This is a genomic window from Pseudomonas sp. SAS7, from assembly GCF_052112345.1.
GTDB classification, from domain to species: Bacteria; Pseudomonadota; Gammaproteobacteria; order Pseudomonadales; family Pseudomonadaceae; genus Aquipseudomonas; species Aquipseudomonas putida_Q.
On the sequence record NZ_JBEGGO010000004.1, the window covers coordinates 68,806 to 92,292 of the forward strand.

The 23,487-nt window shown below is 61.5% G+C and carries 18 protein-coding genes; 11 read left to right on the plus strand and 7 right to left on the minus strand.

Features of this window, described 5'->3' with window-relative positions; translation table 11 throughout:
* Nucleotides 1-16: 16 nt before the first annotated feature.
* Nucleotides 17-1,234 (minus strand): argininosuccinate synthase, encoded by a 1,218-nt coding sequence (locus tag ABI582_RS08385; protein WP_016498216.1) that lies wholly within the window; start codon nt 1,232-1,234, stop codon nt 17-19.
* 416 nt (nt 1,235-1,650) lie between these two features.
* Complete coding sequence (locus ABI582_RS08390) at nt 1,651-2,574, minus strand: flagellar protein MotY (protein ID WP_442118943.1); 924 nt, start codon at nt 2,572-2,574, stop codon at nt 1,651-1,653.
* Between the two features lie 130 nt (nt 2,575-2,704).
* Between ABI582_RS08390 and pyrC the strand changes: the two genes are divergently transcribed.
* Together pyrC and rnt are read left to right on the plus strand one after the other, a co-directional pair.
* Nucleotides 2,705-3,751, plus strand: coding sequence for a dihydroorotase (pyrC, locus tag ABI582_RS08395; RefSeq protein WP_442118944.1), 1,047 nt, complete (start codon nt 2,705-2,707; stop codon nt 3,749-3,751).
* 23 nt (nt 3,752-3,774) lie between these two features.
* Complete coding sequence (rnt, locus tag ABI582_RS08400) at nt 3,775-4,422, plus strand: ribonuclease T (RefSeq protein ID WP_217435874.1); 648 nt, start codon at nt 3,775-3,777, stop codon at nt 4,420-4,422.
* Nucleotides 4,423-4,601: 179 nt separating this feature from the next.
* On the opposite strand, the gene ABI582_RS08405 is transcribed toward rnt, so the two are convergent.
* Nucleotides 4,602-5,204 (minus strand): peroxiredoxin, encoded by a 603-nt coding sequence (locus ABI582_RS08405; protein ID WP_012273884.1) that lies wholly within the window; start codon nt 5,202-5,204, stop codon nt 4,602-4,604.
* A gap of 224 nt (nt 5,205-5,428) precedes the next feature.
* On the opposite strand from ABI582_RS08405, the gene ABI582_RS08410 reads away from it, so the two are divergent.
* Together ABI582_RS08410 and bfr are read left to right on the plus strand one after the other, a co-directional pair.
* Nucleotides 5,429-5,647 (plus strand): bacterioferritin-associated ferredoxin, encoded by a 219-nt coding sequence (locus ABI582_RS08410; protein WP_016488781.1) that lies wholly within the window; start codon nt 5,429-5,431, stop codon nt 5,645-5,647.
* A gap of 201 nt (nt 5,648-5,848) precedes the next feature.
* Nucleotides 5,849-6,322, plus strand: a complete 474-nt coding sequence (gene bfr, locus ABI582_RS08415; protein WP_016498212.1) for a bacterioferritin — start codon at nt 5,849-5,851, stop codon at nt 6,320-6,322.
* A gap of 57 nt (nt 6,323-6,379) precedes the next feature.
* On the opposite strand, the gene grxD is transcribed toward bfr, so the two are convergent.
* Nucleotides 6,380-6,715 (minus strand): Grx4 family monothiol glutaredoxin, encoded by a 336-nt coding sequence (gene grxD / locus ABI582_RS08420; RefSeq protein ID WP_016488783.1) that lies wholly within the window; start codon nt 6,713-6,715, stop codon nt 6,380-6,382.
* 91 nt (nt 6,716-6,806) lie between these two features.
* Nucleotides 6,807-8,915: a molybdopterin-dependent oxidoreductase gene (locus tag ABI582_RS08425; RefSeq protein WP_442118945.1), complete on the minus strand. Its 2,109-nt coding sequence runs from the start codon at nt 8,913-8,915 to the stop codon at nt 6,807-6,809.
* A 375-nt stretch (nt 8,916-9,290) separates the two neighbouring features.
* Between ABI582_RS08425 and argF the strand changes: the two genes are divergently transcribed.
* Both argF and ABI582_RS08435 read left to right on the plus strand, forming a co-directional pair.
* Nucleotides 9,291-10,211, plus strand: coding sequence for an ornithine carbamoyltransferase (gene argF, locus ABI582_RS08430; RefSeq protein ID WP_016498209.1), 921 nt, complete (start codon nt 9,291-9,293; stop codon nt 10,209-10,211).
* Nucleotides 10,208-11,317, plus strand: coding sequence for an ABC transporter ATP-binding protein (locus ABI582_RS08435; protein ID WP_258910965.1), 1,110 nt, complete (start codon nt 10,208-10,210; stop codon nt 11,315-11,317). Before argF ends, ABI582_RS08435 begins: the two co-directional genes overlap by 4 nt.
* A 121-nt stretch (nt 11,318-11,438) precedes the next feature.
* On the opposite strand, the gene ybaK is transcribed toward ABI582_RS08435, so the two are convergent.
* On the minus strand, nt 11,439-11,909 hold the full coding sequence (gene ybaK / locus ABI582_RS08440; protein WP_019472059.1) for a Cys-tRNA(Pro) deacylase: 471 nt from the start codon (nt 11,907-11,909) through the stop codon (nt 11,439-11,441).
* A gap of 303 nt (nt 11,910-12,212) precedes the next feature.
* Here ybaK and ABI582_RS08445 point away from each other — a divergent pair, with 303 nt between their 5' ends.
* From ABI582_RS08445 to glpD, 4 genes are all read left to right on the plus strand, one after another.
* Nucleotides 12,213-13,064, plus strand: coding sequence for an MIP/aquaporin family protein (locus ABI582_RS08445; protein ID WP_442118946.1), 852 nt, complete (start codon nt 12,213-12,215; stop codon nt 13,062-13,064).
* Nucleotides 13,065-13,115: 51 nt separating this feature from the next.
* A complete protein-coding gene (gene glpK / locus ABI582_RS08450) occupies nt 13,116-14,615 on the plus strand; it encodes a glycerol kinase GlpK (RefSeq protein WP_338745018.1) in 1,500 nt (499 codons plus the stop codon).
* Nucleotides 14,616-14,716: 101 nt separating this feature from the next.
* Complete coding sequence (gene glpR / locus ABI582_RS08455) at nt 14,717-15,472, plus strand: DNA-binding transcriptional repressor GlpR (RefSeq protein ID WP_338745019.1); 756 nt, start codon at nt 14,717-14,719, stop codon at nt 15,470-15,472.
* A 1,010-nt stretch (nt 15,473-16,482) separates the two neighbouring features.
* Nucleotides 16,483-18,012 carry a glycerol-3-phosphate dehydrogenase gene (gene glpD, locus ABI582_RS08460; RefSeq protein ID WP_442118947.1) on the plus strand — a complete coding sequence of 510 codons (1,530 nt, stop codon included), beginning with the start codon at nt 16,483-16,485 and terminating at the stop codon, nt 18,010-18,012.
* A gap of 33 nt (nt 18,013-18,045) precedes the next feature.
* On the opposite strand, the gene ABI582_RS08465 is transcribed toward glpD, so the two are convergent.
* The gene (locus tag ABI582_RS08465; protein WP_442118948.1) at nt 18,046-22,176 is read right to left on the minus strand and encodes an NEL-type E3 ubiquitin ligase domain-containing protein; all 4,131 of its coding nucleotides are present in this window, start codon (nt 22,174-22,176) and stop codon (nt 18,046-18,048) included.
* Nucleotides 22,177-22,514: 338 nt separating this feature from the next.
* Between ABI582_RS08465 and ABI582_RS08470 the strand changes: the two genes are divergently transcribed.
* On the plus strand, nt 22,515-23,432 hold the full coding sequence (locus ABI582_RS08470; protein WP_338745022.1) for a glutamate/aspartate ABC transporter substrate-binding protein: 918 nt from the start codon (nt 22,515-22,517) through the stop codon (nt 23,430-23,432).
* The last annotated feature ends 55 nt before the right edge of the window (nt 23,433-23,487 follow it).

Genomic DNA, 23,487 nt, shown 5'->3' on the forward strand with positions numbered 1-23,487 from the left:
CGACACGTGCCAGCAATCAGAGCAGCGAACGGCCCTTGTTGGCAGCAATGCGCATCCGCAGTGCGTTCAGCTTGATGAAGCCGGCCGCGTCTGCCTGGTTGTACGCGCCGCCATCTTCCTCGAAGGTCGCGATGTTGGCATCGAACAGCGAGTCGTCCGACTGACGGCCGACCACGGTCACGTTGCCCTTGTACAGCTTCAGGCGTACCACGCCATTCACGTTGACCTGCGAAGCGTCGATCATCTGTTGCAGCATCAGACGCTCCGGGCTCCACCAGTAGCCGGTGTAGATCAGGCTGGCGTACTTCGGCATCAGCTCATCTTTCAGGTGAGCGACTTCGCGGTCCAGGGTGATCGACTCGATGGCACGGTGGGCCTTGAGCATGATGGTGCCGCCTGGGGTCTCGTAGCAGCCACGCGACTTCATGCCGACGTAACGGTTCTCGACGATGTCCAGGCGGCCGATGCCGTTGGCACCGCCGATACGGTTCAGGTCGGCCAGGACGGTAGCCGGGGTCTTCTCGACGCCATCGATCGCAACGATGTCACCGTTACGGTAGGTGAGCTCGATGTAGGTCGCCTGGTCCGGGGCGTTCTCAGGCGAGACGCTCCAGCGCCACATGTCTTCTTCGTGCTCGGTCCAGGTATCTTCCAGGACACCGCCTTCGTAGGAGATGTGCAGCAGGTTGGCGTCCATCGAGTACGGCGACTTCTTCTTGCCGTGGCGCTCGATCGGGATGCCGTGCTTTTCGGCGTAGTCCATCAGTTTTTCGCGGGACAGCAGGTCCCACTCACGCCACGGGGCGATGACTTTGACGCCCGGTTTCAGGGCGTAGGCACCCAGCTCGAAACGCACCTGGTCGTTGCCTTTGCCAGTGGCGCCATGGGAAATGGCGTCAGCGCCGGTTTCGTTGGCGATTTCGATCAGACGCTTGGCGATCAGCGGGCGGGCGATGGAAGTACCCAGCAGGTACTCGCCTTCGTAGACGGTGTTGGCGCGGAACATCGGGAACACGAAATCACGCACGAATTCTTCGCGCAGGTCGTCGATGTAGATCTCTTTAACACCCATTGCCTGGGCCTTGGCACGGGCCGGCTCGACCTCTTCGCCCTGACCCAGGTCAGCGGTGAAGGTCACCACTTCGCAGTTGTAGGTATCCTGCAGCCACTTGAGAATCACCGAAGTATCAAGGCCGCCGGAATACGCCAGTACGACCTTTTTTACGTCCGCCATGCCATCACTCCACGGGGTTGTACGGAAAGGGATCGATTCTAACGGCCTTACGGATAAATTTACAGTGGGGCGACAGCTTCTGACGACAAAGCGACAGGAACTGTCGGAAGGGCGACGGGTGTATGCTTCACCATCTCTAGCGCCTATGAGATCGAGCGCCGCCCGCGCGGCGCTTCGCAGCACAAGGCTGCTCCTACATTTGTTTCGGGCCAGTTATTCCTGAAGTTGCAGCGCTGCGCCTTGGCGTCGACGTCGATATAGTACCAGGCGAACAAGGCGTTCGCGTGCTCAGGCACAGGCGTGACTGGCCCGAAACAAATGTAGGAGCAGCCTTGTGCTGCGAAGCGCCGCGCGGGCGGCGCTCGATTTCACAGGCGCTGGAAATCTCGTGGCAAACATCTGGAGCCACACCGATTTCAGGGCGCCTTCGCCTCCGGGGCGGCAGGCGCCACTCGTTCAGCCGGTTTTTCCACAGGTTTCTCAACCACTGCCACCCGATCCAGCTCGATATTCACCCGGCGATTGCGCGCCCGGTTGGCAGCGCTGTTGTTCTTCACCAACGGGTACTGCTCGCCATGGAAGCGCACCGTGATCTGTTCTTCAGTCAAGCCATGGGCCTTGAAGTAATCAGCCACCGCCAGCGCGCGACGGCGCGAGAGGTCACGATTGGTCAGGCGGTTGCCACTGTTGTCGGAGTGGCCGTTCAGCTCGATGTGGTTTACCGTCGGGTCGGCTTTCATGTAATCCAGGATCACATCCAGCCGTGCACGCGCCGACGCGTCCAGATCGGTGCCGCCCCCCGGGAAGCCCACCTGGGTCTGGCGCACCTGATCGTAATTCATCGGCAGCAGCTTGCCGGCACAAGCCTGGTAGTCGCTGTAGGCCTTGGCGAAGCTGACCGGCAGCACGCGCACTTCCATCGGCCTGCCGGCCTCACCGCTGTAGCTGCGTACCACGGTGCTGCGCCCGTCGAGCAGGCCGTTTATCAGGCGGCTGGCCTGGCCTTGGGAAGAACTGAACAGCACACCGGTACGGGCCATGCGCACGTTGCCCAGGCTGATATCACCCCGCCCAGGCTGCCACGGCGCCGCCGCCGCCAGCAGGCTGGCTGTACCTGCACCCAGTACGTTGCTGTCCGAACGCAGCTGGAACACCGGCTGTTCACCTGCCCGGCGCACGAACTCGCCGCTGCCAAAACCTTCTACTGGCTGGATCAGACGGCACTCGAACTGGTCACCCTCGACCTTCCAGGCAATGTTCTCCATGCGCGTCTGGAAAGTCAGTGCGCCTGCCGGCAGGCTGGCGAACAGGGTCAACAGGGTTAGGTAACGCTGGCGCACGGGCGGCTCCACAAATTCTGACGGCTTACCTGCAGGCTATCGGACGCCTGCCGGAAAACTTGATAGCCGTGCTCGCCCCAGGGTTTTCCGGTAGCATTGGGGCTTGAGTTCGACCCGCCTGGAATCCCCAATGTCCGATCGCCTGACCCTCCTGCGCCCCGACGACTGGCACATCCATCTGCGCGATGGTGCCGTCCTGCCCCACACCGTTGGCGACGTGGCGCGCACTTTTGCCCGTGCCATCATCATGCCTAACCTGGTTCCTCCGGTGCGTAATGCCGACGAGGCCGGTGCCTATCGTGAGCGCATCCTGGCCGCCCGGCCTGACGGCAGCCGCTTCGAGCCGCTGATGGTGCTGTACCTCACCGACCGCACCAGCCCCGAAGATATTCGCGCGGCCAAGGCCAGCGGCATCGTGTACGCCGCCAAACTGTACCCGGCTGGCGCCACCACCAACTCCGATTCGGGCGTGACCAGCATCGACAACATCTTCCCGGCCATCGAGGCGCTGGCGGAAGTTGGCATGCCGCTGCTGGTGCATGGCGAAGTGACCCGTAGCGAGATCGACGTGTTCGACCGCGAGAAGCGCTTCATCGACGAGCACATGCGTCGCCTGGTCGAGCGCTTCCCGACGCTGAAAGTGGTGTTCGAACACATCACCACCGGCGATGCCGCGCAGTTCGTCACCGAGGCCCCGGCCAACGTCGGCGCGACCATCACCGCGCAGCACCTGCTGTACAACCGCAACCACATGCTGGTTGGCGGTATTCGCCCGCACTTCTACTGCCTGCCGATCCTCAAGCGCAATACTCACCAGGTGGCGCTGCTGGACGCGGCCACCAGCGGTAACCCGAAGTTCTTCCTGGGCACCGATTCGGCACCGCACGCTCGTCACGCCAAGGAAGCCGCCTGCGGTTGCGCCGGTTGCTATACCGCCTACGCGGCCATCGAGATGTACGCCGAAGCGTTCGAGCAGCGTAACGCGCTAGACAAGCTGGAAGGTTTTGCCAGCCTGCACGGCCCGGCCTTCTACGGCCTGCCGGCGAACACCGACACTATTACCCTGGTGCGTGAAGAATGGACCGCCCCGGACAGCCTGCCGTTTGGCGAGCAGACCATAATCCCGCTGCGCGCCGGTGAAAAACTGCGCTGGCGCCTGCTGGAGGAAAACGCGTGAGCGAAGAACTCTACGAAGACGACATGGACACCCAAGGCAGCAGCGGTTCGCGCCACCCGATGGCCGAGCGCTTCCGCGGCTACCTGCCGGTAGTGGTGGATGTGGAGACAGGTGGTTTCAACAGCGCCACCGATGCCCTGCTGGAAATTGCCGCCGTTACTATCGGCATGGACGAGAAAGGCTTCCTGTTCCCCGAGCACACCTACTTCCACCGGGTGGAGCCGTTCGAGGGCGCCAACATCGAAGCCGCCGCGCTGGAGTTCACCGGCATCAAGCTGGACCACCCGCTGCGCATGGCCGTCAGCGAGGAAAGCGCGCTAACCGACATCTTCCGCGGCGTACGCAAGGCACTCAAGGCCAATGGCTGCAAGCGGGCGATTCTGGTCGGCCACAACAGCAGCTTCGACCTGGGCTTCCTCAATGCGGCGGTGGCGCGTAATGACCTGAAGCGCAACCCGTTCCACCCGTTTTCGAGCTTCGACACCGCTACCCTCGCGGGCCTGGCGTATGGCCAAACCGTGCTGGCGCGTGCCTGCCAGAGCGCGGACATCGACTTCGACGGGCGTGAAGCGCACTCGGCCCGTTATGACACCGAGAAGACGGCCGAGCTGTTCTGCGGCATCGTCAACCGTTGGAAAGAGATGGGCGGCTGGCGCGATTTCAACGATTGAGTTGAATCCAGGGGCCGCGTTGCGGCCCTTTCGCGGCACAAGGCCGCTCCTACAGGGGTATGCGTACTGCTGTAGGAGCGGCCTTTTGCCGCGAAAGGGCCAGCACAGGCACTGGAAGCCTTGAAGTCCAGGCACAAAAAAACCGGCCACGAAGGCCGGTTTTTTTATACGAGCGGCAATTACAGCTTGCCGGCGTTCTCGCTCAGGTAGGCAGCAACGCCTTCTGGCGAAGCGTTCATGCCTTTGTCGCCTTTTTTCCAGTTGGCAGGGCAGACTTCGCCGTGCTCTTCGTGGAACTGCAGGGCGTCAACCAGGCGCAGCAGCTCGTCCATGTTGCGGCCCAGTGGCAGGTCGTTGATGATCTGCGAGCGGACAACACCGTTGGTGTCGATCAGGAAGGCGCCACGGAAGGCCACGCCGCCTTCGGACTCTACGTCGTAGGCTTTGCAGATTTCGTGGGTCATGTCGGCAGCCAGGGTGTACTTCACCTGACCGATGCCGCCGTTGTTGACCGGGGTGTTACGCCAGGCGTTGTGGGTGAAGTGCGAGTCGATCGACACGCCGATCACTTCGACGTTGCGCGCCTGGAAGTCCGGGATGCGGTTGTCCAGGGCGATCAGCTCGGACGGGCAGACGAAGGTGAAGTCCAGCGGGTAGAAGAACACCAGGCCGTACTTGCCCTTGATGGCCGAAGCCAGGTTGAAGCTGTCGACGATCTCGCCATTGCCCAGCACGGCTGGAACGGTGAAATCGGGGGCTTTCTTACCAACGAGTACGCTCATTGTAATCTCCTGATGAGGGTGAAAAACCGTTTGCCGGGCCAGACGGGCTTGCCCGACATCCAACAAAGGCCGACCATCATACACGGCTTCTGATGACAGGCCGAATCCATCAGGCAGGCAACCACCGGTCGCTCAAGCACAGCCTTTTCAGAAAGCACTTTGACAAGCATTCTCATTCACATTAAGCTCCAATCCATCGACTCAACCCGCGATGGTCAGCCCTTATGTATGTGTGTCTTTGTGTCGGCGTCACCGACGGACAGATCCGCGATGCGATCTATGAAGGATGCTGCAGTTACAAGGAAGTGCGAGCCGCGACCAATGTCGCAAGCCAGTGTGGTAAATGTGCCTGCCTGGCCAAGGAAGTGGTCCGTGAGACCCTGACCGAGCTTCAGGTCAGCCAGGCCGCCCTGCCCTATCCCGTGGAATTTACCGCGGCCTGAAAACCCAGAATTCAAAGAACCGGACCCTGTGTCCGGTTTTTTTATGCCTTAAATTCAATAAGTTAGCGCTCCAACGCGGTTCACAAACATTCTTATTCCTATTAATTTTCACTTATTATTCAACAACTTAGGTTTGACACTACTAAGTATCGGGCTCAAACTTCACTGTATTGGCACACTTCTACAGGGCAGGAACCCGTAATGAAAGGCGACGTAAGCGTCATCCAGCATCTCAACAAGATCCTCGGAAACGAGCTGGTCGCGATCAACCAGTACTTCCTGCACGCACGCATGTACGAAGATTGGGGCCTGAACAAGCTCGGCAAGCACGAGTACAAGGAATCCATCGACGAGATGAAGCACGCTGACAAACTGATCAAGCGTATTCTCTTCCTCGAAGGCATCCCTAACGTTCAGGACCTGGGCAAGCTGCTGATCGGCGAGCACACCAAGGAAATGCTCGAGTGCGACCTGAAGCTTGAAAAGAAAGGCCTGGCCGACCTGAAGGCAGCCATCGCCCATTGCGAAACCGCTGGCGACTTCGGCTCGCGTGACATGCTCGAAGAGATCCTCGAATCCGAGGAAGAGCACATCGACTGGCTGGAAACCCAGCTGGGGCTGATCGACAAGATCACTATCGAAAACTACCTGCAGTCGCAGATGGGCGAAGAATAATTATTCGCCGCATAAAAAAACCCGCGATCAGCGGGTTTTTTTATGCTTGCCGGAAGCTCAGGCTTCGGAAGCCTTGGCTTTGGCAGCAGCGTCCTTGATCAGGGTCTGCAGCTCGCCGTTCTGGAACATTTCCAGCATGATATCGCTACCGCCAACCAGCTCGCCGGCTACCCACAGCTGCGGGAAGGTCGGCCAGTTGGCATATTTTGGCAGGTTGGCACGGATTTCCGGGTTCTGCAGGATGTCGACGTAGGCGAACTTCTCGCCACAACCCATCACTGCTTGCGATGCCTTGGCCGAGAACCCGCATTGCGGGGCATTCGGCGAGCCTTTCATGTAAAGCAGAATGGTGTTGTTGGCAATCTGCTCTTTGATCGTTTCGATGATATCCATGTAGCACCTCGGCTTAACTTTGCGACGCTGTTGTCGGCACGGTGGCGCATTGTAACGGAAAGCCGAGCAGCGTGCTCGGCCTTGCTGTTCCTTATGCGGCCTCCACCTGCACGGGTACGCCATTGAGCGCAGCGTTGCCGGAAACCTGGTCTCGCAAGCGCTCGTCGGTCAGGTCGTTGGCGCTCACCCCGGGCTGCGCCTGGGCGATCTGCATGTGCACGCCCTGACGACCGTGACCGAAGCCATGGGGCAGGCTGACCACTCCGGGCATCATGTCCTCGCAGGCCTGCACCTCGACTTCGAGATCACCCGTGCGCGAGCGGATGCGCACCCGCTGGCCGTCCTGCAACTGTCGCTGTTGCAGGTCTTGCGGGTGCATCAACAGCTGATGGCGAGGCTTGCCTTTCACCAGGCGGTGGAAATTGTGCATCCATGAGTTGTTGCTGCGCACGTGGCGGCGGCCGATCAGCAGCAGCTCACCCGGCACGGGGGGTGCCAGTTGCGTCAGGCGGTGAAGGTCGTCCAGCAACACCTGGGGTGCCGCTTCGACAGCCTTGCTGGTAGTCGCCAGGCGCGCAGCGAGGTTGCTGCGTAATGGCCCGAGGTCAAGGCCGTGTGGGTGCTCGTCCAGCGTTGCCAGTGAAAGCCGCCAAGGCGTTGCTTCACCATAGCGCCCCTTGCGTAAGGCCAGATCGATCATCTGCGCAGGTGCCCAGGTCGGTTTCAACTCAAGCTCGGTACGCCTGGCAAACGCCTGGGCCAGGCCGACGAAGATTTCCCAGTCGTGCAGCGCGCCGTCAGGCTTGGCCAGGATCGCCCGGTTGAAGCGGGTGACGTTGCGCACGGCCAGCAAGTTGAAGGTGCTGTCGTAGTGGTCGTTTTCCAGCGAGGAGGTGGAAGGCAGGATCAGGTCGGCATGCCGAGTGGTTTCGTTGATGTAGAGGTCGATGCTGAGCATGAACTCCAGGCCTTCCAGGGCCGCATCCAGCTGGCGACCGTTAGGCGTGGACAGCACCGGGTTGCCGGCCACTGTCACCAAGGCGCGTACCTGCCCTTCGCCAGGTGTAAGCATCTCTTCGGCCAGGGCCGCCACTGGCAGCTCGCCACCGTACTCGGGCAAACCCGACACCCGGCTCTGCCAGGCGTTGAAATGGCCGCCCGAGGTGGTGGCCACCAGGTCGACGGCAGGCTCGGTGCACAACGCGCCGCCTTCACGGTCGAGGTTGCCGGTCACCAGGTTGATCAGTTGCACCAGCCAATGACAGAGGGTGCCGAAGGTTTGGGTGGAAACGCCCATGCGGCCATAGCACACGGCCTTTTCTGCCGCAGCGAAGTCCCGTGCCAACTGGCGGATCTGCGTGGCGGCAATGCCGCAATGCGTGCTCATGGCTTCGGCGCTGAGGGGTGCAAGCGCCTCACGCACCTGCTGCAGGCCGTTGATGGGCAAGTGCGAACCTTGCGCCAGGCCCTCCTCGAACAGGGTGTTGAGCACGCCGCACAGCAAGGCCGCATCCCCACCCGGCCGGATAAACAGGTGGGTATCGGCCATGGCCGCCGTTTCGCTGCGCCGAGGGTCCACCACCACCAGGCGCCCGCCCCGGGCAAGCAGGGCCTTGAGGCGCTTTTCCACATCGGGCACGGTCATGATGCTGCCGTTGGAGGCCAGCGGGTTGCCGCCAAGAATCAGCATGAAGTCGGCGTGGTCGATATCCGGAATCGGCAGCAGCAGGCCATGGCCATACATCAGGTGGCTGACCAGGTGCTGTGGCAGCTGGTCCACCGAGGTGGCCGAGAAACGGTTGCGTGTCTTGAGCAGGCCGAGGAAGTAGTTGCTGTGGGTCATCAAACCGTAGTTGTGCACGCTCGGGTTGCCCTGGTAGACCGCCACGGCATTGCGCCCGTGTGCCTGCTGGACCGCCCACAACTTTTCGGCGGCCAGGGCAAAGGCCTCGTCCCAGCCGATGGCCTGCCAATGCTCCCCTACCCGCTTGTGGGGCTGGCGCAGGCGGTCAGGGTCGTTCTGGATGTCCTGCAAGGCCACGGCCTTGGGGCAGACGTGGCCACGGCTGAACGGGTCCTGGGGGTCGCCCTTGATCGAGCTGATTAGCGACCGCCCGTCGTCCTCATGGCTGACTTCGATGTTCAGCCCGCAAATTGCTTCGCACAGGTGACAGGCACGGTGATGCAGGGTCTTGGTCATGGCCGCCTCTGCCTTGTTGTTGTCGAACAGTGACTATGCGCCCGGCCCCAGCCCCCGGCCAGCGCCCTTCGCCGCGTGAATCCACCGACATCAGGCGCACGATTTGCGACAGCCATTTGCCAAATTGCCAGCAAGCCCTGTACAACCTCGTGTAGCAAATAAAAAACAGCACAGGCCGACGGGTGAAGACACCCTTTGCAACACCCTTTGCAATCAGGCCGCTGTTTCCCCCTTGGCTTCAGGCGACATTTACTTATAGTATTGCGCCTTTCCCTATTTTCGTCCGCCCCGTGCGGCTTACGCCGCAGGTCACTCCCGTTGTCAAAAAAAACCATACGGTCGACCTGCATACCGTTGCAGATAAGGTAGTCAATCATGAGCGCTAGACACTTTCTCTCCCTGCTGGACTTCACCACCGACGAATTGCTCGGGGTGATCCGCCGCGGCATCGAGCTGAAGGACCTGCGCAAACGAGGTGTGCTGTTCGAGCCCCTGAAGAACCGCGTGCTGGGCATGATCTTCGAGAAATCCTCGACCCGTACCCGCGTGTCGTTCGAGGCTGGCATGATCCAGCTGGGCGGCCAGGCCATCTTCCTGTCGCCACGCGACACCCAGCTGGGCCGTGGCGAGCCGATCGGTGACAGCGCCATCGTGCTGTCGAGCATGGTCGATGTGGTGATGATTCGTACCCACGCCCACAGCACCCTGACCGAATTCGCCGCCAAATCGCGCGTGCCGGTGATCAATGGCCTGTCCGACGAGTCGCACCCGTGCCAATTGCTGGCCGACATGCAGACCTTCCTCGAGCACCGCGGCTCGATCCAGGGCAAGACCGTGACCTGGATCGGCGACGGTTTCAACATGTGCAACTCTTATATCGAGGCCGCCAGGCAGTTCGATTTCCAGCTGCGCATCGCCTGCCCCGAAGGCTACGAGCCGGATCAGCGCTTCATGGCGCTGGGCGGTGACCGCGTGCAGATCATCCGCGATGCCAAGGAAGCCGTGCGTGATGCACACCTGGTGGTCACCGATGTCTGGACTTCCATGGGTCAGGAGGAGGAAACTGCACGGCGCCTGGCGCATTTCGCGCCTTACCAGGTCACCCGCGAACTGCTCGACCTGGCGGCACCCGATGTCCTCTTCATGCACTGCCTGCCCGCCCACCGTGGCGAGGAAATCAGCCAGGACCTGCTCGACGACCCACGTTCGGTCGCCTGGGACGAGGCTGAAAACCGCCTGCATGCACAGAAGGCGCTTCTCGAATTCCTTGTAGAACCGGCTTACCACCACGCATGAGTCAACCCCTACTGCTCAACCTGCGCAACCTCGCCTGCGGCTACGGCGACCAGCGCATCGTCCAGAACCTCAACCTGCACCTGAACGCAGGCGACATCGGTTGCCTGCTGGGTTCATCCGGTTGCGGGAAAACCACCACGCTGCGCGCCATTGCCGGTTTCGAACCGGTGCACGAAGGCGAGATCCAGCTGGCCGGCGAGGTCATTTCCCGCGCCGGCTTCACCCTGGCCCCGGAAAAGCGCCGCATCGGCATGGTGTTCCAGGACTACGCGCTGTTCCCGCACCTGACCGTGGCGCAGAACATTGCCTTTGGCATCGCCAAGCATCCACGCCAGGCCGCCGTCATCGAAGAGATGCTCGAACTGGTCAAGCTCGGCGGCCTGGGCGGGCGTTACCCGCATGAATTGTCGGGCGGCCAGCAACAACGGGTCGCCCTGGCCCGCGCGCTGGCGCCTGAACCGCAGTTGCTGCTGCTCGACGAGCCATTCTCCAACCTTGACGTGGAGTTGCGCCGGCGCCTGAGCCATGAGGTTCGCGATATTCTCAAGAGCCGTGGCACCAGCGCCATCCTGGTTACCCATGACCAGGAAGAAGCCTTTGCCGTCAGCGATCAGGTCGGTGTGTTCAAGGAAGGCCGCCTGGAGCAGTGGGACACGCCCTACAACCTTTACCACGAACCGCAGACGCCGTTCGTGGCCAGCTTCATTGGCCAGGGGTACTTCATCCGTGGGCAGATGAGCAGCCACGAGGCCGTTAATACCGAACTGGGTGAACTGCGCGGCAACCGTGCCTACATCATGGCGCCGGGCAGCTCGGTGGACGTGCTGCTGCGGCCCGACGATATCGTGCATGCACCGGGCAGCGCGCTCCAGGCGAACATCGTCGGCAAGAGCTTCCTGGGGGCATCGACCCTGTACCGCCTGCAACTGCCGACCGGCAGCCAGCTGGAAGCAATCTTCCCTAGCCATAACGACCATCAGGTCGGTGAGAGCGTGGGGATTGCGGTGAAAGCCGATCACCTGGTGCTGTTCCCGGTGCCGGGTAGCGTTGCGGCGCAGTTGCCGCGCCAGGAGAATGGCGTGCGTCGGTACAGTTCCGCGACCTGAAACCGGATCCTTGGGGCCGCTTTGCGGCCCTTCGCGGGCTTGCCCGCTCCCACAGGTTTCGCGTCAAGTATCCCTGTGGGAGCGGGCAAGCCCGCGAAGGGCTGCAAAGCAGCCCCGGATCTCAGCCTCTGCCGATCCCGGCAAACTTGCCCTGGGTATGCTCGGCCAGCACCGCCGCCGCCAACTCCACTTCCAGCCCACGCCGTCCAGCGCTGACATGGATGGTTGCAAAATTCTGCGCTGATTCGTCAATGAACGTACGCAGGCGCTTCTTCTGCCCCAAAGGGCTGATCCCACCTACCAGATAACCCGTAGCCCGCTGCGCGGCCGCCGGGTCTGCCATCTCGCATTTCTTTACCCCGGCAGCATGGGCCAGGGCCTTGAGGTCCAGGGTGCCCACCACCGGCACCACCGCCACCAGCAACTCCCCCTTCTCGCTGCTGGCCAGCAAGGTCTTGAACACCTGCTGCGGGTCGAGCCCGAGCTTTTCCGCCGCCTCCAGACCGTAAGACGCCGACTTGGGGTCATGCTCATAACTGTGCACACGGTGGTCGGCGCGATGCTTCTTCAACAGGTCTAGGGCGGGGGTCATGCAAAGGCTCCGGTCTGGGACGGCTCGGCGGCTACTTTAGGACAAATCCCACAACCCAGCCAGCGCACCGCAATCGCGCACCTCTAGTACGCGGATTCGCAGCCAATTTTAGCGACCATTTCGTGACTGGTCGTTCACTTTCGACCTTTGACATCAGCGTTTCTTGTCTATATTTTTTCGCTTCTGAACAAATGGCGCACTTTTAAGGTGCGTTTCCTGTATCTGCCCGGGGTCAATGGGGATCGACACCGGGCTTTGCTGTCGAGCGCCACGCGCCTCACAACAAAAAAAACGAGGTCATACATGACGACTGCTCTACGCCAACCCACGCTGTCCAGCCAATGCCTGGCCGAGTTTCTCGGCACAGCCCTGCTCATTTTCTTCGGTACCGGCTGTGTTGCCGCGCTCAAGGTCGCCGGCGCCAGCTTCGGCCTGTGGGAAATCAGCATCATCTGGGGCGTCGGCGTGAGCATGGCGATCTACCTCACCGCCGGCATTTCCGGCGCGCACCTGAACCCGGCAGTGAGCATCGCCCTCACCCTGTTCGCCGGTTTCGACAAGCGCAAGCTGCCCTTCTACATGCTGGCCCAGGTATGCGGCGCGTTCTGCGGCGCGGCGCTGGTCTACACCCTGTACAGCAACCTATTCTTCGATTTCGAACAGGCCCACGCCATGTTGCGCGGTAGCGAAGCCAGCCTGGAGCTGGCGTCGGTGTTCTCCACCTACCCACACCCCTCGCTGTCCACCGGCCAGGCGTTCCTGGTTGAAGTCGTCATCACGGCTATCCTGATGGCCGTGATCATGGCCCTGACCGACGACAACAACGGCCTGCCACGCGGCGCCATGGCCCCGCTGCTGATCGGCCTGCTGATCGCGGTGATCGGCAGCGCCATGGGCCCGCTGACCGGCTTCGCCATGAACCCTGCTCGCGATTTCGGGCCAAAACTCATGACTTTCCTGGCCGGTTGGGGCGAAATCGCCTTCACTGGCGGACGGGACATACCGTATTTCCTGGTTCCGGTGTTTGCACCGATCCTTGGCGCTTGCCTGGGTGCCGCAACCTATCGCGGCCTGATTGCCCGCAACCTGCCAATGGCGGCTGCCACGAACCCTGAGACAAATGACAATCGCCAGGGCGATACTCAAGCCAATTGATGCCGGCCACACGCCCAGCCCTGACCTCCTATTCTTGCAAGGCCTACGACCATGACAGACACCCAGGACAAGAACTACATCATCGCCCTGGACCAGGGCACCACCAGTTCGCGTGCCATCATTTTCGACCGCGACGCCAATGTGGTGGGCACCTCCCAGCGCGAGTTCGCCCAGCACTATCCGCAGGCGGGCTGGGTCGAGCACGACCCGATGGAAATCTTCGCCACGCAGAGCGCGACCATGGTCGAGGCCTTGGCACAGGCAGGCATCAGCCATGCCCAGGTAGCCGCAATCGGCATCACCAACCAACGCGAAACCACCGTGGTGTGGGACAAGGAAACCGGCCGCCCGGTTTACAATGCCATCGTCTGGCAGTGCCGCCGCAGCACCGAGATCTGCGCCCAGCTCAAGCGCGACGGCCATGAAGACTACATTCGCGACACCACCGGCCTGGTCACCGACCCGTACTTCTCCGGCACCAAGCTGAAGTGGATCCTCGACAACGTCGACGGCGCCCGCGAACGTGCCGAACGTGGCGAACTGTTGTTCGGCACCATCGATACCTGGCTGATCTGGAAGTTCTCGGGCGGCAAGGTGCACGTCACCGACTACACCAATGCCTCGCGCACGCTGATGTTCAACATCCATAGCCTGGAGTGGGACGACAAGCTGCTGGAAATCCTCGGCATTCCGCGGCAGATGCTGCCTCAGGTTCGTCCTTCTTCTGAAGTGTACGGCCACACCAAGAGCGGCATTGCCATCGCCGGTATCGCGGGTGACCAGCAGTCGGCATTGTTCGGCCAGATGTGCGTAGAGCCCGGCCAGGCCAAGAACACCTACGGCACCGGCTGCTTCCTGCTGATGAACACCGGCGAGCAGGCGGTAAAGTCGTCCCACGGCCTGCTCACCACCATCGCCTGCGGCCCGCGCGGCGAGGTGGCTTATGCGCTGGAAGGCGCGGTGTTCAACGGTGGATCGACCGTGCAGTGGCTGCGTGACGAACTGAAGATCGTCAACGACGCCCTGGATACTGAATACTTCGCCAGCAAGGTCAAGGACAGCAACGGCGTCTATCTGGTGCCGGCCTTCACCGGCCTGGGTGCCCCGTACTGGGACCCGTATGCCCGTGGCGCGCTGTTCGGCCTGACCCGTGGCGTAAAGGTGGACCACATCATCCGCGCCGCGCTGGAGTCGATCGCCTACCAGACCCGCGACGTGCTCGATGCCATGCAGCAGGACTGCGGCCAGCGCCTGTCGGAGCTGCGTGTGGACGGCGGTGCAGTGGCCAACAACTTCCTCATGCAGTTCCAGGCCGACATCCTCGGTACGTGCGTGGAGCGCCCGCAAATGCGCGAAACCACAGCCTTGGGCGCCGCCTACCTGGCCGGCCTGGCCTGCGGCTTCTGGAGCGGCCTGGACGAACTGCGCGACAAGGCAATCATCGAGCGCGAGTTCAGCCCGCAGCTGGATGAAACGCAAAAAGAGAAGCTGTATGCCGGCTGGAAGAAAGCCGTCGAACGTACCCGTGACTGGGAAGATCACGAGGCGTAAAACACATTGGGGCCGCCACGCGGCCCCAATCGTCCACTGGCCGTCATCCCCTTCCTACGGCATCATTGCAGAATTTGTCCGGCTGCCCCAAAGGACCGCCCATGAATCTGCCCCCCCGCCAACAACAAATCCTCGAACTGGTGCGCGAGCGCGGTTACGTCAGTATCGAAGAAATGGCGCAGCTGTTCGTCGTGACGCCGCAGACCATCCGTCGAGATATCAACCAGCTTGCCGAGCTCAACCTGCTGCGCCGTTACCACGGTGGCGCGGCGTATGACTCGAGCGTCGAGAACACTGCCTACGCCATGCGTGCCGACCAGATGCGCGATGAAAAGCAGCGTATCGCCGAAGCCGTGGCCCGGCAGATTCCCGACCATGCCTCGGTGTTCATCAACATCGGCACCACCACCGAATCCATCGCCCGCGCACTGCTCAACCACAACCACCTGAAGGTCATCACCAACAATTTGCACGTGGCGGCGATCCTGGCTGCCAAGGACGATTTCGAAGTGCTGGTGGCCGGTGGCACGGTGCGCCGGGATGGTGGAGTGGTCGGCCAGGCCAGTGTCGACTTCATCAACCAGTTCAAGGTTGATTTCGCCCTGGTGGGTATCAGCGGCATCGACGAGGACGGCAGCCTGCTCGACTTCGACTACCAGGAAGTGCGGGTATCCCAGGCGATCATCGCCAATGCCCGGCAAGTCATCCTGGCCGCCGACTCCAGCAAGTTCGGGCGCAACGCCATGGTGCGCCTGGGCTCGATCAGCCTGGTCGACTGCCTGGTGACCGATCAGGCGCCTACCCCCACCCTCACTCAGCTGCTGAACCAGTACAAAATCCGCCTCGACGTGGTTTAAAGGCTGGCGGGTGCTTGCCGCAACATTTTTGGCGCCCATTCCTTGTAGGAGCAGCCTTGTGCTGCGAAGAGGCCGGCAAGGCAAAGATCATCTTCGCCAGCTATGGCCTCTTCGCAGCACAAGGCTGCTCCTACAGGTACTGTGCATGGCTTGAAACCAGTGCCTCCTTGGCCCGGTTCAGCGGCTGGATCAGGTAATCGAGGATGGTCTGCTCACCGGTGCGGATATCCACCATGGCAATTCTGCCGGCAATGGCTCAATCGCTCAGGCTTGCCATTTCCTTGTAGGAGCAGCCTTGTGCTGCGAAGAGGCCGGCAAGGCAAAGATCATCTTCGCCAGCTATGGCCTCTTCGCAGCACTAGGCTGCTCCTACAGGTACTGTGCATGGCTTGAAACCAGTGCCTCCTTGGCCTGGTTCGGCGGCTAGATCAGGTAATCGAAGATGGTCTGCTCACCGGTGCGGATATCCACCATGGCAATTTTGCCGGCAATGGCTCAATCGCTCAGGCTTGCCATTTCCTTGTAGGAGCAGCCTTGTGCTGCGAAGAGGCCGGCAAGGCAAAAGATCATCTTCGACAGCCATGGCCTCTTCGCAGCTCAAGGCTGCTCCTACAGGTACTTTGCATGGCTTGAAACCAGTGCCTCCTTGGCCCGGTTCGGCGGCTAGATCAGGTAATCGAGGATGGTCTGCTCACCGGTGCGGATATCCACCATGGCAATTTTGCCGGCAATGGCTCAATCGCTCAGGCTTGCCATTTCCTTGAGCGAGCTTCGCTCGCGATGCGCCGCGTGGGCGGCGCTCGATCTCACAGGCGCCACAACTATTCCGGCATGCACCCGCAAACCTCAGACCGCACAGCCGAAATTTTCGAAAATGTTCACTTTATTGTCATCTGATCAGTTTTTTCTATAAAGACTGGCTGGCGACGGGCGTTCTGTTGCGCTAGTATTTTCGCAAACGAACATTAATGTTCACTTTCGATGTGAACAGCTCCCAGGAGGCCTTGCCCGTGTCCCAGCCCGTTTCGTCCCAGCCACCACTCGCCGACTGCTATGACCTCGCCGTGATCGGCGGTGGCATCAATGGCGTGGGCATCGCTGCCGACGCCGCCGGGCGCGGCCTGAAGGTGTTCCTTTGCGAAAAGGACGACCTGGCCCAGCACACTTCATCGGCCAGTAGCAAGCTGATCCACGGTGGCCTGCGCTACCTGGAACACTACGAGTTCCGCCTGGTACGCGAAGCCTTGGCCGAACGCGAAGTGCTGTTGGCCAAGGCGCCGCACATCGTCAGACCGATGCGTTTCGTCCTGCCACATCGCCCACACCTGCGCCCGGCCTGGATGATCCGCGCCGGCCTGTTCCTGTATGACCACCTGGGCAAACGCAAGCGCCTGGGTGCCTCGCGCAGCCTGCGCTTTGGCCCGGGTTACCCGCTCAAGCCGGCGATCACGCGCGGTTTCGAATACGCCGACTGCGCGGTGGACGATGCGCGGCTGGTGGTGCTCAATGCCATGGCCGCCCGTGAGCACGGCGCGCACATCCATACCCGCACCCGCTGCCTGCGCGCAGAGCGCGTGGACGGCCTGTGGCAGGTCGAGTTGCAGCATGCCGATGGCAGCCTGCAGAGCATTCGCGCCCGGGCACTGGTCAACGCCGCTGGCCCATGGGTTGCCAGTTTCATCAAGGACGACCTCAAGCTCGATGCACCGTACGGCATCCGCCTGATCCAGGGCAGCCACATCATCGTGCCGCGCCTGTACGAAGGGGAACATGCCTTCATCCTGCAGAACGAAGACCAGCGCATCGTCTTCTGCATCCCTTACCTGGACCGCTTCACCCTGATAGGCACCACTGACCGCGAGTACAGTGGCGACCCTGCCAAGGTCGCGATTACCGAACAGGAAACCGACTACCTGTTGAAGGTGGTCAACGCGCACTTCAATCATCAGCTGAGCCACGGCGATATCCTGCACACCTATTCCGGCGTGCGCCCGCTGTGCAACGACGAGTCGGACAACCCGTCTGCCGTCACCCGTGACTATACCCTCGCGCTTAGTGCAGCGTCTGGCGAGGCGCCATTGCTGTCGGTGTTTGGCGGCAAGCTTACCACCTACCGCAAGCTGGCAGAGTCGGCCATGAGCGAACTCAAGCCGTTCTTCAACCAGATGGGCAAAAGCTGGACTGCCGATGCCCCCTTGCCCGGCGGTGAAGACATGAGCACGCCGCAGGCATTGGTCGAAGCGCTGCTGGCACGGCATCAATGGCTGGCAGTGGACATCGCCAAACGCTGGGCGGTGAGCTATGGCAGCCGCACCTGGCAACTGCTGGACGGCGTGCACGGCCCGCAAGACCTGGGCCAGGTAATCGGCGGCGGCTTGTTCACCCGTGAAGTCGACTACCTGCGTGATTGCGAATGGGCTGTCAACGCCCAGGACATCCTGTGGCGGCGCAGCAAGCTCGGCCTATTCACCAGCGCCAGCGAGCAGCAGGCCCTGGCTGATTACCTGGCGCAAAGCGAGGCGCGCAGCAACGCCGCCTGATCCGGCTGGGGCGACCGCTGTGCGGTTGCCCCCTTAGGCTTCCCGCCCGTACGCCTCCCTCGCCAGTTCCAGGTACAACGCCTGCTCCTGGGCATTGAGCGCCTCCATCAAGGCTGCAGCACGCTCCAGGTAGTGCTGCTCCCCCGCCTCACCAACCTCACCCTCGGCTTGCTCCAACTGCTCATGAAACGGTTCGGCCAGGGCTTCGAAACGCTCGGCATAACGATTACGCACATACCCTTGCCAGAACTCGCGCTGCGCCAGCGCCTGGCTCAGCACCTCGCGGTTTTCCCCAGCGAGCACCTGAGCACCCGCGCGCCTTGCGTCAGTGGCGGTTACACGGCTGTGCTCGGGGTAATTCATGGACCGCGGTTGCGCTGGCAGGTCGAGCCGGTCAGCCAAATTGACGCGGTAGGCGAGGTAGACCTCGATATCATCCACGGCAGCATAAGGATCCATGCGCAGTTCCTGAATATGCCGGGCGGCAATGCTGTCTACCTGATCCAGGCGATACAGCGAACGCCCCAAACGCAATAAAGTCTGTTCGGCCTGCATGGGAGCACCCTCACCAGGCGAATGCAGGGCAATGTGGGCCCTGACTTCCAGTTGGCTGAGGATCAGCAGCAGCCGGTCCTCACAGGTGCGCCGCCCTTGCGCCTGCCAGAACATGGCTTCGCGCACGTCGGTGTTGTCCGTGCACAGCTCCAGAATCCGCCATACCCTTGCCCGGTAGTAGCTCGGGTGGTCGAGGAAATCGTCGGAACTGGCGAAATCTGCCAGAAAACGAAACAGGTCTACCGACTGCGGCTCCTCGGCCAGCTGGTTCCAGATCTGCACGCGCCGCGCCCTGACAGGCTCGGTGGCGCTACCCAGCCATTGGTCCTGCAAGCCGGCATCGGCAATAGCGTGATGGTAGGAGTGGCTACGATTGACAGGCGAATCCCCGAGGCTATCGGCCAGCGACGCCTCGCTCGCTTCGTCCAGCGGGTTGTCATGCAGCGACAGGCGTCGCAGTCGCGCGCCCAGCGCGCGCAAGTGCCCGTTCACCTGGCGAATCTGGTTATCACGCATGTCCACCAGGCCCCGCCATGGCATCACATCGTCGCCTGGCAAAGTTTGCAGCTCGGTTGCGCGCAGCGAAACCTCACGCAAGTGGCGCAGCCCCGAAAGATCAGGCACCTGGCCCAAAGGGTTGTAGTTGAGATCGAGCACCTGGAGCATCGAGAGGCTGGCCAGCCTTTGGCTGCCTTGGGCATCGACACTGATCTGGTTACCCGCCAGATGCAGGCTGCGCAGTTCGGTAAAACGCTCCAGGCCAGCGGGCAAGCTGGTCAATTGGTTATTGCGCAGGTCAAGTTCGCGAAGGTGGGTGAACCTGCGCAGGAAATCCTCATCGACCTGATCAAGGCTCATGTTGCGCAGAGCCAGGCGCCGAACATGGCCGAACTCTATGCCCTCCGGCAACCTCGGCAGGCTGCCCACCTGTTCGCCATCTATGTGCAGCACAAAGTCGTCACCGGCCAGACCAGCCGTCTTGCGCCGCCAGGCGCGACGAATCTGGTTGGCCACGCGTTGCCGGCGCAGCCCGTCCATGAAACTGACGCGCTGTCGCTGCCAGCTGTCAAGCGCGTCACGCAGGCTTTGCATCTGCCATTGAAGCTGGCTGAGGTGTGCCCACAGGCCGACCCTGCGGTCCGCCAGGTCGCGAAGGTAGGCGTCCAGCTGTGCATCGGTCAACGTCGGGAATATGTCATGTATGCCGCGACGCAGTGCCCGTCGGCTGCTTTCGCCCCCTCCACTCAAGGCGTAACCGATCCGGCCCTCGGCGATTCGCAGCGGCGGGCGATAGCGTTCTGCGACAGGCGCCAGCCCTATCAACTTCGCTGTGCTTGCTCGATCCGAGCTAGCCAGGCGCGCAAGCTGCTCACCGAGTTCGCGGGCGGTGAGCTGACTTCCTCCAAAACTGGCCTTCTGGCCCTCGTCAAGGGTGTGGATCAGGCATGGCAACAGGCCTTGGCCAAGCACTGGCGGCTGGCCATCGGCCAATTGGTACCCCTGCTCGGTGTGGATGATGGTTTTGATCTCGGTAGCACTGGCGGCCCCCTTGGCTGCCAACACGCGGCCGCCTGGCTCCCCGAGGCGCAGTTCGATCCGCACCGAATCTGGCCAAGGTGCCTGGTGAGCGATCCATTCCAGCACCAGTCGCTGGGTATCGGCATTGACTGCACCTTCGTGCTCGAACCCCATCAGGGCACGGTCCACACGGCTCTCGCGCAAGAACCAGCGGGCCCGCTCAGCCATGGCCAGCGGCACCCGACCGGTGTCCAGCAGGGCCTTGATCTGCGCACCACTGGCCGACGCGAGGATTTCTTCGGCGCCACGCACCGACAGGCCTGGGAATACCTTGATCAGCAAGGCACCAGCAACCGAAGGCGCCCCATGCCCAGCGGCCAGTTCACGTTCGAACGCGCGCCCCCATAATTGGGGCTCTAACGTATGGAGTTCGTAGCGTTCATGGGCATCACGCAGCCGAGCAGGGCTCTTTCCCCCGTCAAGATGAATATTGCGCACGTGGGCCTCTTCAAACCCGGTGATGCGAAGCAGTGTTTCAGCGCTTTGGTCAGAGGTTTCGGCAAAGACACCGTCAAACCTGCGTAAAAGCGGCCCGCCGCCATCAAGGTGATGAGCAGAAGGCGGCCAGTGCGCCAGCCTGGCCCGGCCCTCACCCTCGTGCACTGGCGTCAGCGCATCGACAAACGACACCCGTTCGAGTGCACGGCTTATGCCCACGTGTACGGCACCGACCACGGCGCCGGCTGCCAGGTTCTGCGCTACGCCCATGAGGTGATCCAGCGCCCCCTGGCGGTCGCCTATGCGCCAATCCGCATAACCCTTGTAGACCTCGCTGACCACGTCTACGGCCGCCACGGCGAACATCACCTCCCCCAATATCGGAATGAATAGTGCTGCCAGGTTCAACGTATCGAGGCCTGCACTCTTGAGCACCTCCAGCCGCTGATGGCGCTCGATAGCGGTCTCGTCGGCGGTGGGGACCGCGAGGACTCTTGCATCATCCAGCATCTTGTCAACCTGCAAGCCACGCAGGTAGGCAAACAGCGGTGCATCGATGGCGAAATTGCGCCCATCCAGCACAGCAGGTACTCGCACACTGCTGGCTTCGATCAGGCGCTCCAGGGATGCCGTGAACGTCGGCCGGTCGCGTTCACTGATGAAGCGGCTGAAAAACGAACGGTAGTGGGGCGCACGCATGCGCCTGGCCAACCATTGGTACAAAGCCTCCCAGGAAACGTGCTTGGTCACCGGCCGCTGGGGGTCCTGTGGTATCCAGCTGATGATCCCCTCCAGCGGCCCGTCGGCGTGCTCGCGCACCTCAAGCGTGACCATCCCATGGACACGCTTGCCCAGCAGATAAAGCTGACGCGGTGTGACAACGCCACTGATAGCAGGCACGACAGGTTTGGCAGCGAACACAGGCAACAAGCGCAGGTAGTCGACTTCGTCCAGCTCGGACTTGATGCGGGCCATGCGCACCGCCACTTCCATCTTGGCTCGCAGCGACTCTTCGAGCATGCGCTTTACCGCTATTTCAGCGAAATCCGGCGACGCAGGCGGGCGGCTTTTCGGAAACAGTTGTGCACGTAACAACTCTTGGTACTGCCCGCCGATATCCAGGTCCCTGCAGCACCGGGCGAACGCCTCAAACTTGATGGGCAGCTTGACCCCCTCGGCATCCAGCAGGTGCCCACGGCGGTGCAGCGATGGCACCGTCTCGGCCTCATGAAAATTGTGCAGTGCAGCTGTCAGCAACAGCTGTTTGCTAATCAGTGGGCGCATCGGCGTATGCAGGCGCGGCGCGGCACTAGGCATCGGTACTTCCTCCTTGAGGTACACCTGCATACCACGCACGTCAGCATTGGGTAGCCCCAATGGCTTCAAGGCGTCCTTGAGCAACGGCTCGGCAAAGGCCTCCAAACTGGGAATACCGCCCAGCTTGTTCCTGACTTTTTCGGCCACAGCCTGCTGATTGCGCAGCGCGCGGTGAAAGGTCAACAGTTGATCGACATCGGCCGTTTTCAACCAATTCGCCATCTGGCGGGCAATGAAGGCGTCGACGGAATCGGAAGGAATCGGGATCACGGACACGGCAGGAGCTCCAGAAGATGAAGCCGCCAGCTCAACAGTTCGCCTTGCGCGCTTGGTGTTACTTAATGCTGGGCACCCCATCAGAGCACCCACACTCGTTCGGATAGCCGAACGAAAAACCACCCCTCGTTCGGTGATCCGACAGCTGAAGAATGTTCAAAAACCTTCATACAGGGTTCATGCCCAGGCGTTGCGCGGGGTTATGATCATTGGCAGGGCTTGGCACGACTCATGCTCTACACTTGGTAGCCGAATGCACTCGCTTCTTGTTGTATTCGTTGAACGAAAGAGTCCGCCAACGGCTCCATAAAAAAAACAAACACGTCGAGGAAAATTTGATGCGTATCGTTCGTCAATTGCTGGGCGCCGCCATCGCGGCCGCTGTGATCGCTTCGCCGGCCATGGCCGAAGAACTGACTGGCACCCTGAAGAAGATCAAGGAATCGGGCACCATCACCCTGGGCCACCGCGACTCCTCCATCCCGTTTTCCTACCTGGCCGGCAAACCCGAGCCCGTGGGCTACTCGCATGACATCCAGCTGGCTGTCGTCGACGCCCTGAAGAAGCAACTGGGTACGGACATCAAGGTCCGGTACAACCTGGTCACCTCCCAGACCCGCATCCCGCTGGTGCAGAACGGCACCGTCGACCTTGAATGCGGCTCCACCACCAACAACGTCGAGCGCCAGCAGCAAGTCGGCTTCTCGGTCGGCATCTTCGAAGTCGGCACCCGCCTGTTGACCAAGGTCAAGGACGGTGCGCCTGCATACAAAGACTTCCCGGACCTGGCCGGCAAGAACGTGGTGACCACCGCCGGTACCACTTCCGAGCGCATCCTCAAGGCGATGAACGCCGACAAGCAGATGAAGATGAACGTGATTTCTGCCAAGGACCACGGTGAAGCCTTCAACATGCTCGAAAGCGGCCGCGCCGTGGCCTTCATGATGGACGACGCGCTACTGGCCGGTGAAATGGCCAAGGCGCGCAAGCCATCCGACTGGGTCATCACCGGTACCCCGCAATCGTACGAAATCTACGGCTGCATGGTGCGCAAGGAAGACGCTGCGTTCAAGAAAGCGGTCGACGACGCCATCGTGGGCTACTTCAAGTCGGGCGAAGTCAACAAGAGCTACGACAAGTGGTTCATGCAGCCGATCCCGCCTAAAGGCCTGAACCTGCAGTTCCAGATGAGCGACGAGCTGAAAAAGCTGATCGCCGAGCCGACCGACAAGGCTGCGGACGAGAAGAAGTCCTGATCCTCAGATAGTGGCCTGGTGCTCAACAGCACGAATCAATTCTGCAGGCCACTCA

Excerpts from the sequence above, each read along its gene's own strand:
- pyrC (WP_442118944.1), top strand. The coding sequence starts at position 2,705 with ATGTCCGATCGCCTGACCCTCCTGCGCCCCGACGACTGGCACATCCAT.
- ABI582_RS08435 (WP_258910965.1), top strand. The coding sequence starts at position 10,208 with ATGAGTCAACCCCTACTGCTCAACCTGCGCAACCTCGCCTGCGGCTAC.
- ABI582_RS08410 (WP_016488781.1), top strand. The coding sequence starts at position 5,429 with ATGTATGTGTGTCTTTGTGTCGGCGTCACCGACGGACAGATCCGCGAT.
- ABI582_RS08425 (WP_442118945.1), bottom strand. The coding sequence starts at position 8,915 with ATGACCAAGACCCTGCATCACCGTGCCTGTCACCTGTGCGAAGCAATT.
- ABI582_RS08385 (WP_016498216.1), bottom strand. The coding sequence starts at position 1,234 with ATGGCGGACGTAAAAAAGGTCGTACTGGCGTATTCCGGCGGCCTTGAT.
- ABI582_RS08405 (WP_012273884.1), bottom strand. The coding sequence starts at position 5,204 with ATGAGCGTACTCGTTGGTAAGAAAGCCCCCGATTTCACCGTTCCAGCC.
- rnt (WP_217435874.1), top strand. The coding sequence starts at position 3,775 with ATGGACACCCAAGGCAGCAGCGGTTCGCGCCACCCGATGGCCGAGCGC.
- glpR (WP_338745019.1), top strand. The coding sequence starts at position 14,717 with ATGAATCTGCCCCCCCGCCAACAACAAATCCTCGAACTGGTGCGCGAG.
- grxD (WP_016488783.1), bottom strand. The coding sequence starts at position 6,715 with ATGGATATCATCGAAACGATCAAAGAGCAGATTGCCAACAACACCATT.
- ABI582_RS08445 (WP_442118946.1), top strand. The coding sequence starts at position 12,213 with ATGACGACTGCTCTACGCCAACCCACGCTGTCCAGCCAATGCCTGGCC.
- argF (WP_016498209.1), top strand. The coding sequence starts at position 9,291 with ATGAGCGCTAGACACTTTCTCTCCCTGCTGGACTTCACCACCGACGAA.
- bfr (WP_016498212.1), top strand. The coding sequence starts at position 5,849 with ATGAAAGGCGACGTAAGCGTCATCCAGCATCTCAACAAGATCCTCGGA.
- ybaK (WP_019472059.1), bottom strand. The coding sequence starts at position 11,909 with ATGACCCCCGCCCTAGACCTGTTGAAGAAGCATCGCGCCGACCACCGT.
- glpK (WP_338745018.1), top strand. The coding sequence starts at position 13,116 with ATGACAGACACCCAGGACAAGAACTACATCATCGCCCTGGACCAGGGC.
- ABI582_RS08470 (WP_338745022.1), top strand. The coding sequence starts at position 22,515 with ATGCGTATCGTTCGTCAATTGCTGGGCGCCGCCATCGCGGCCGCTGTG.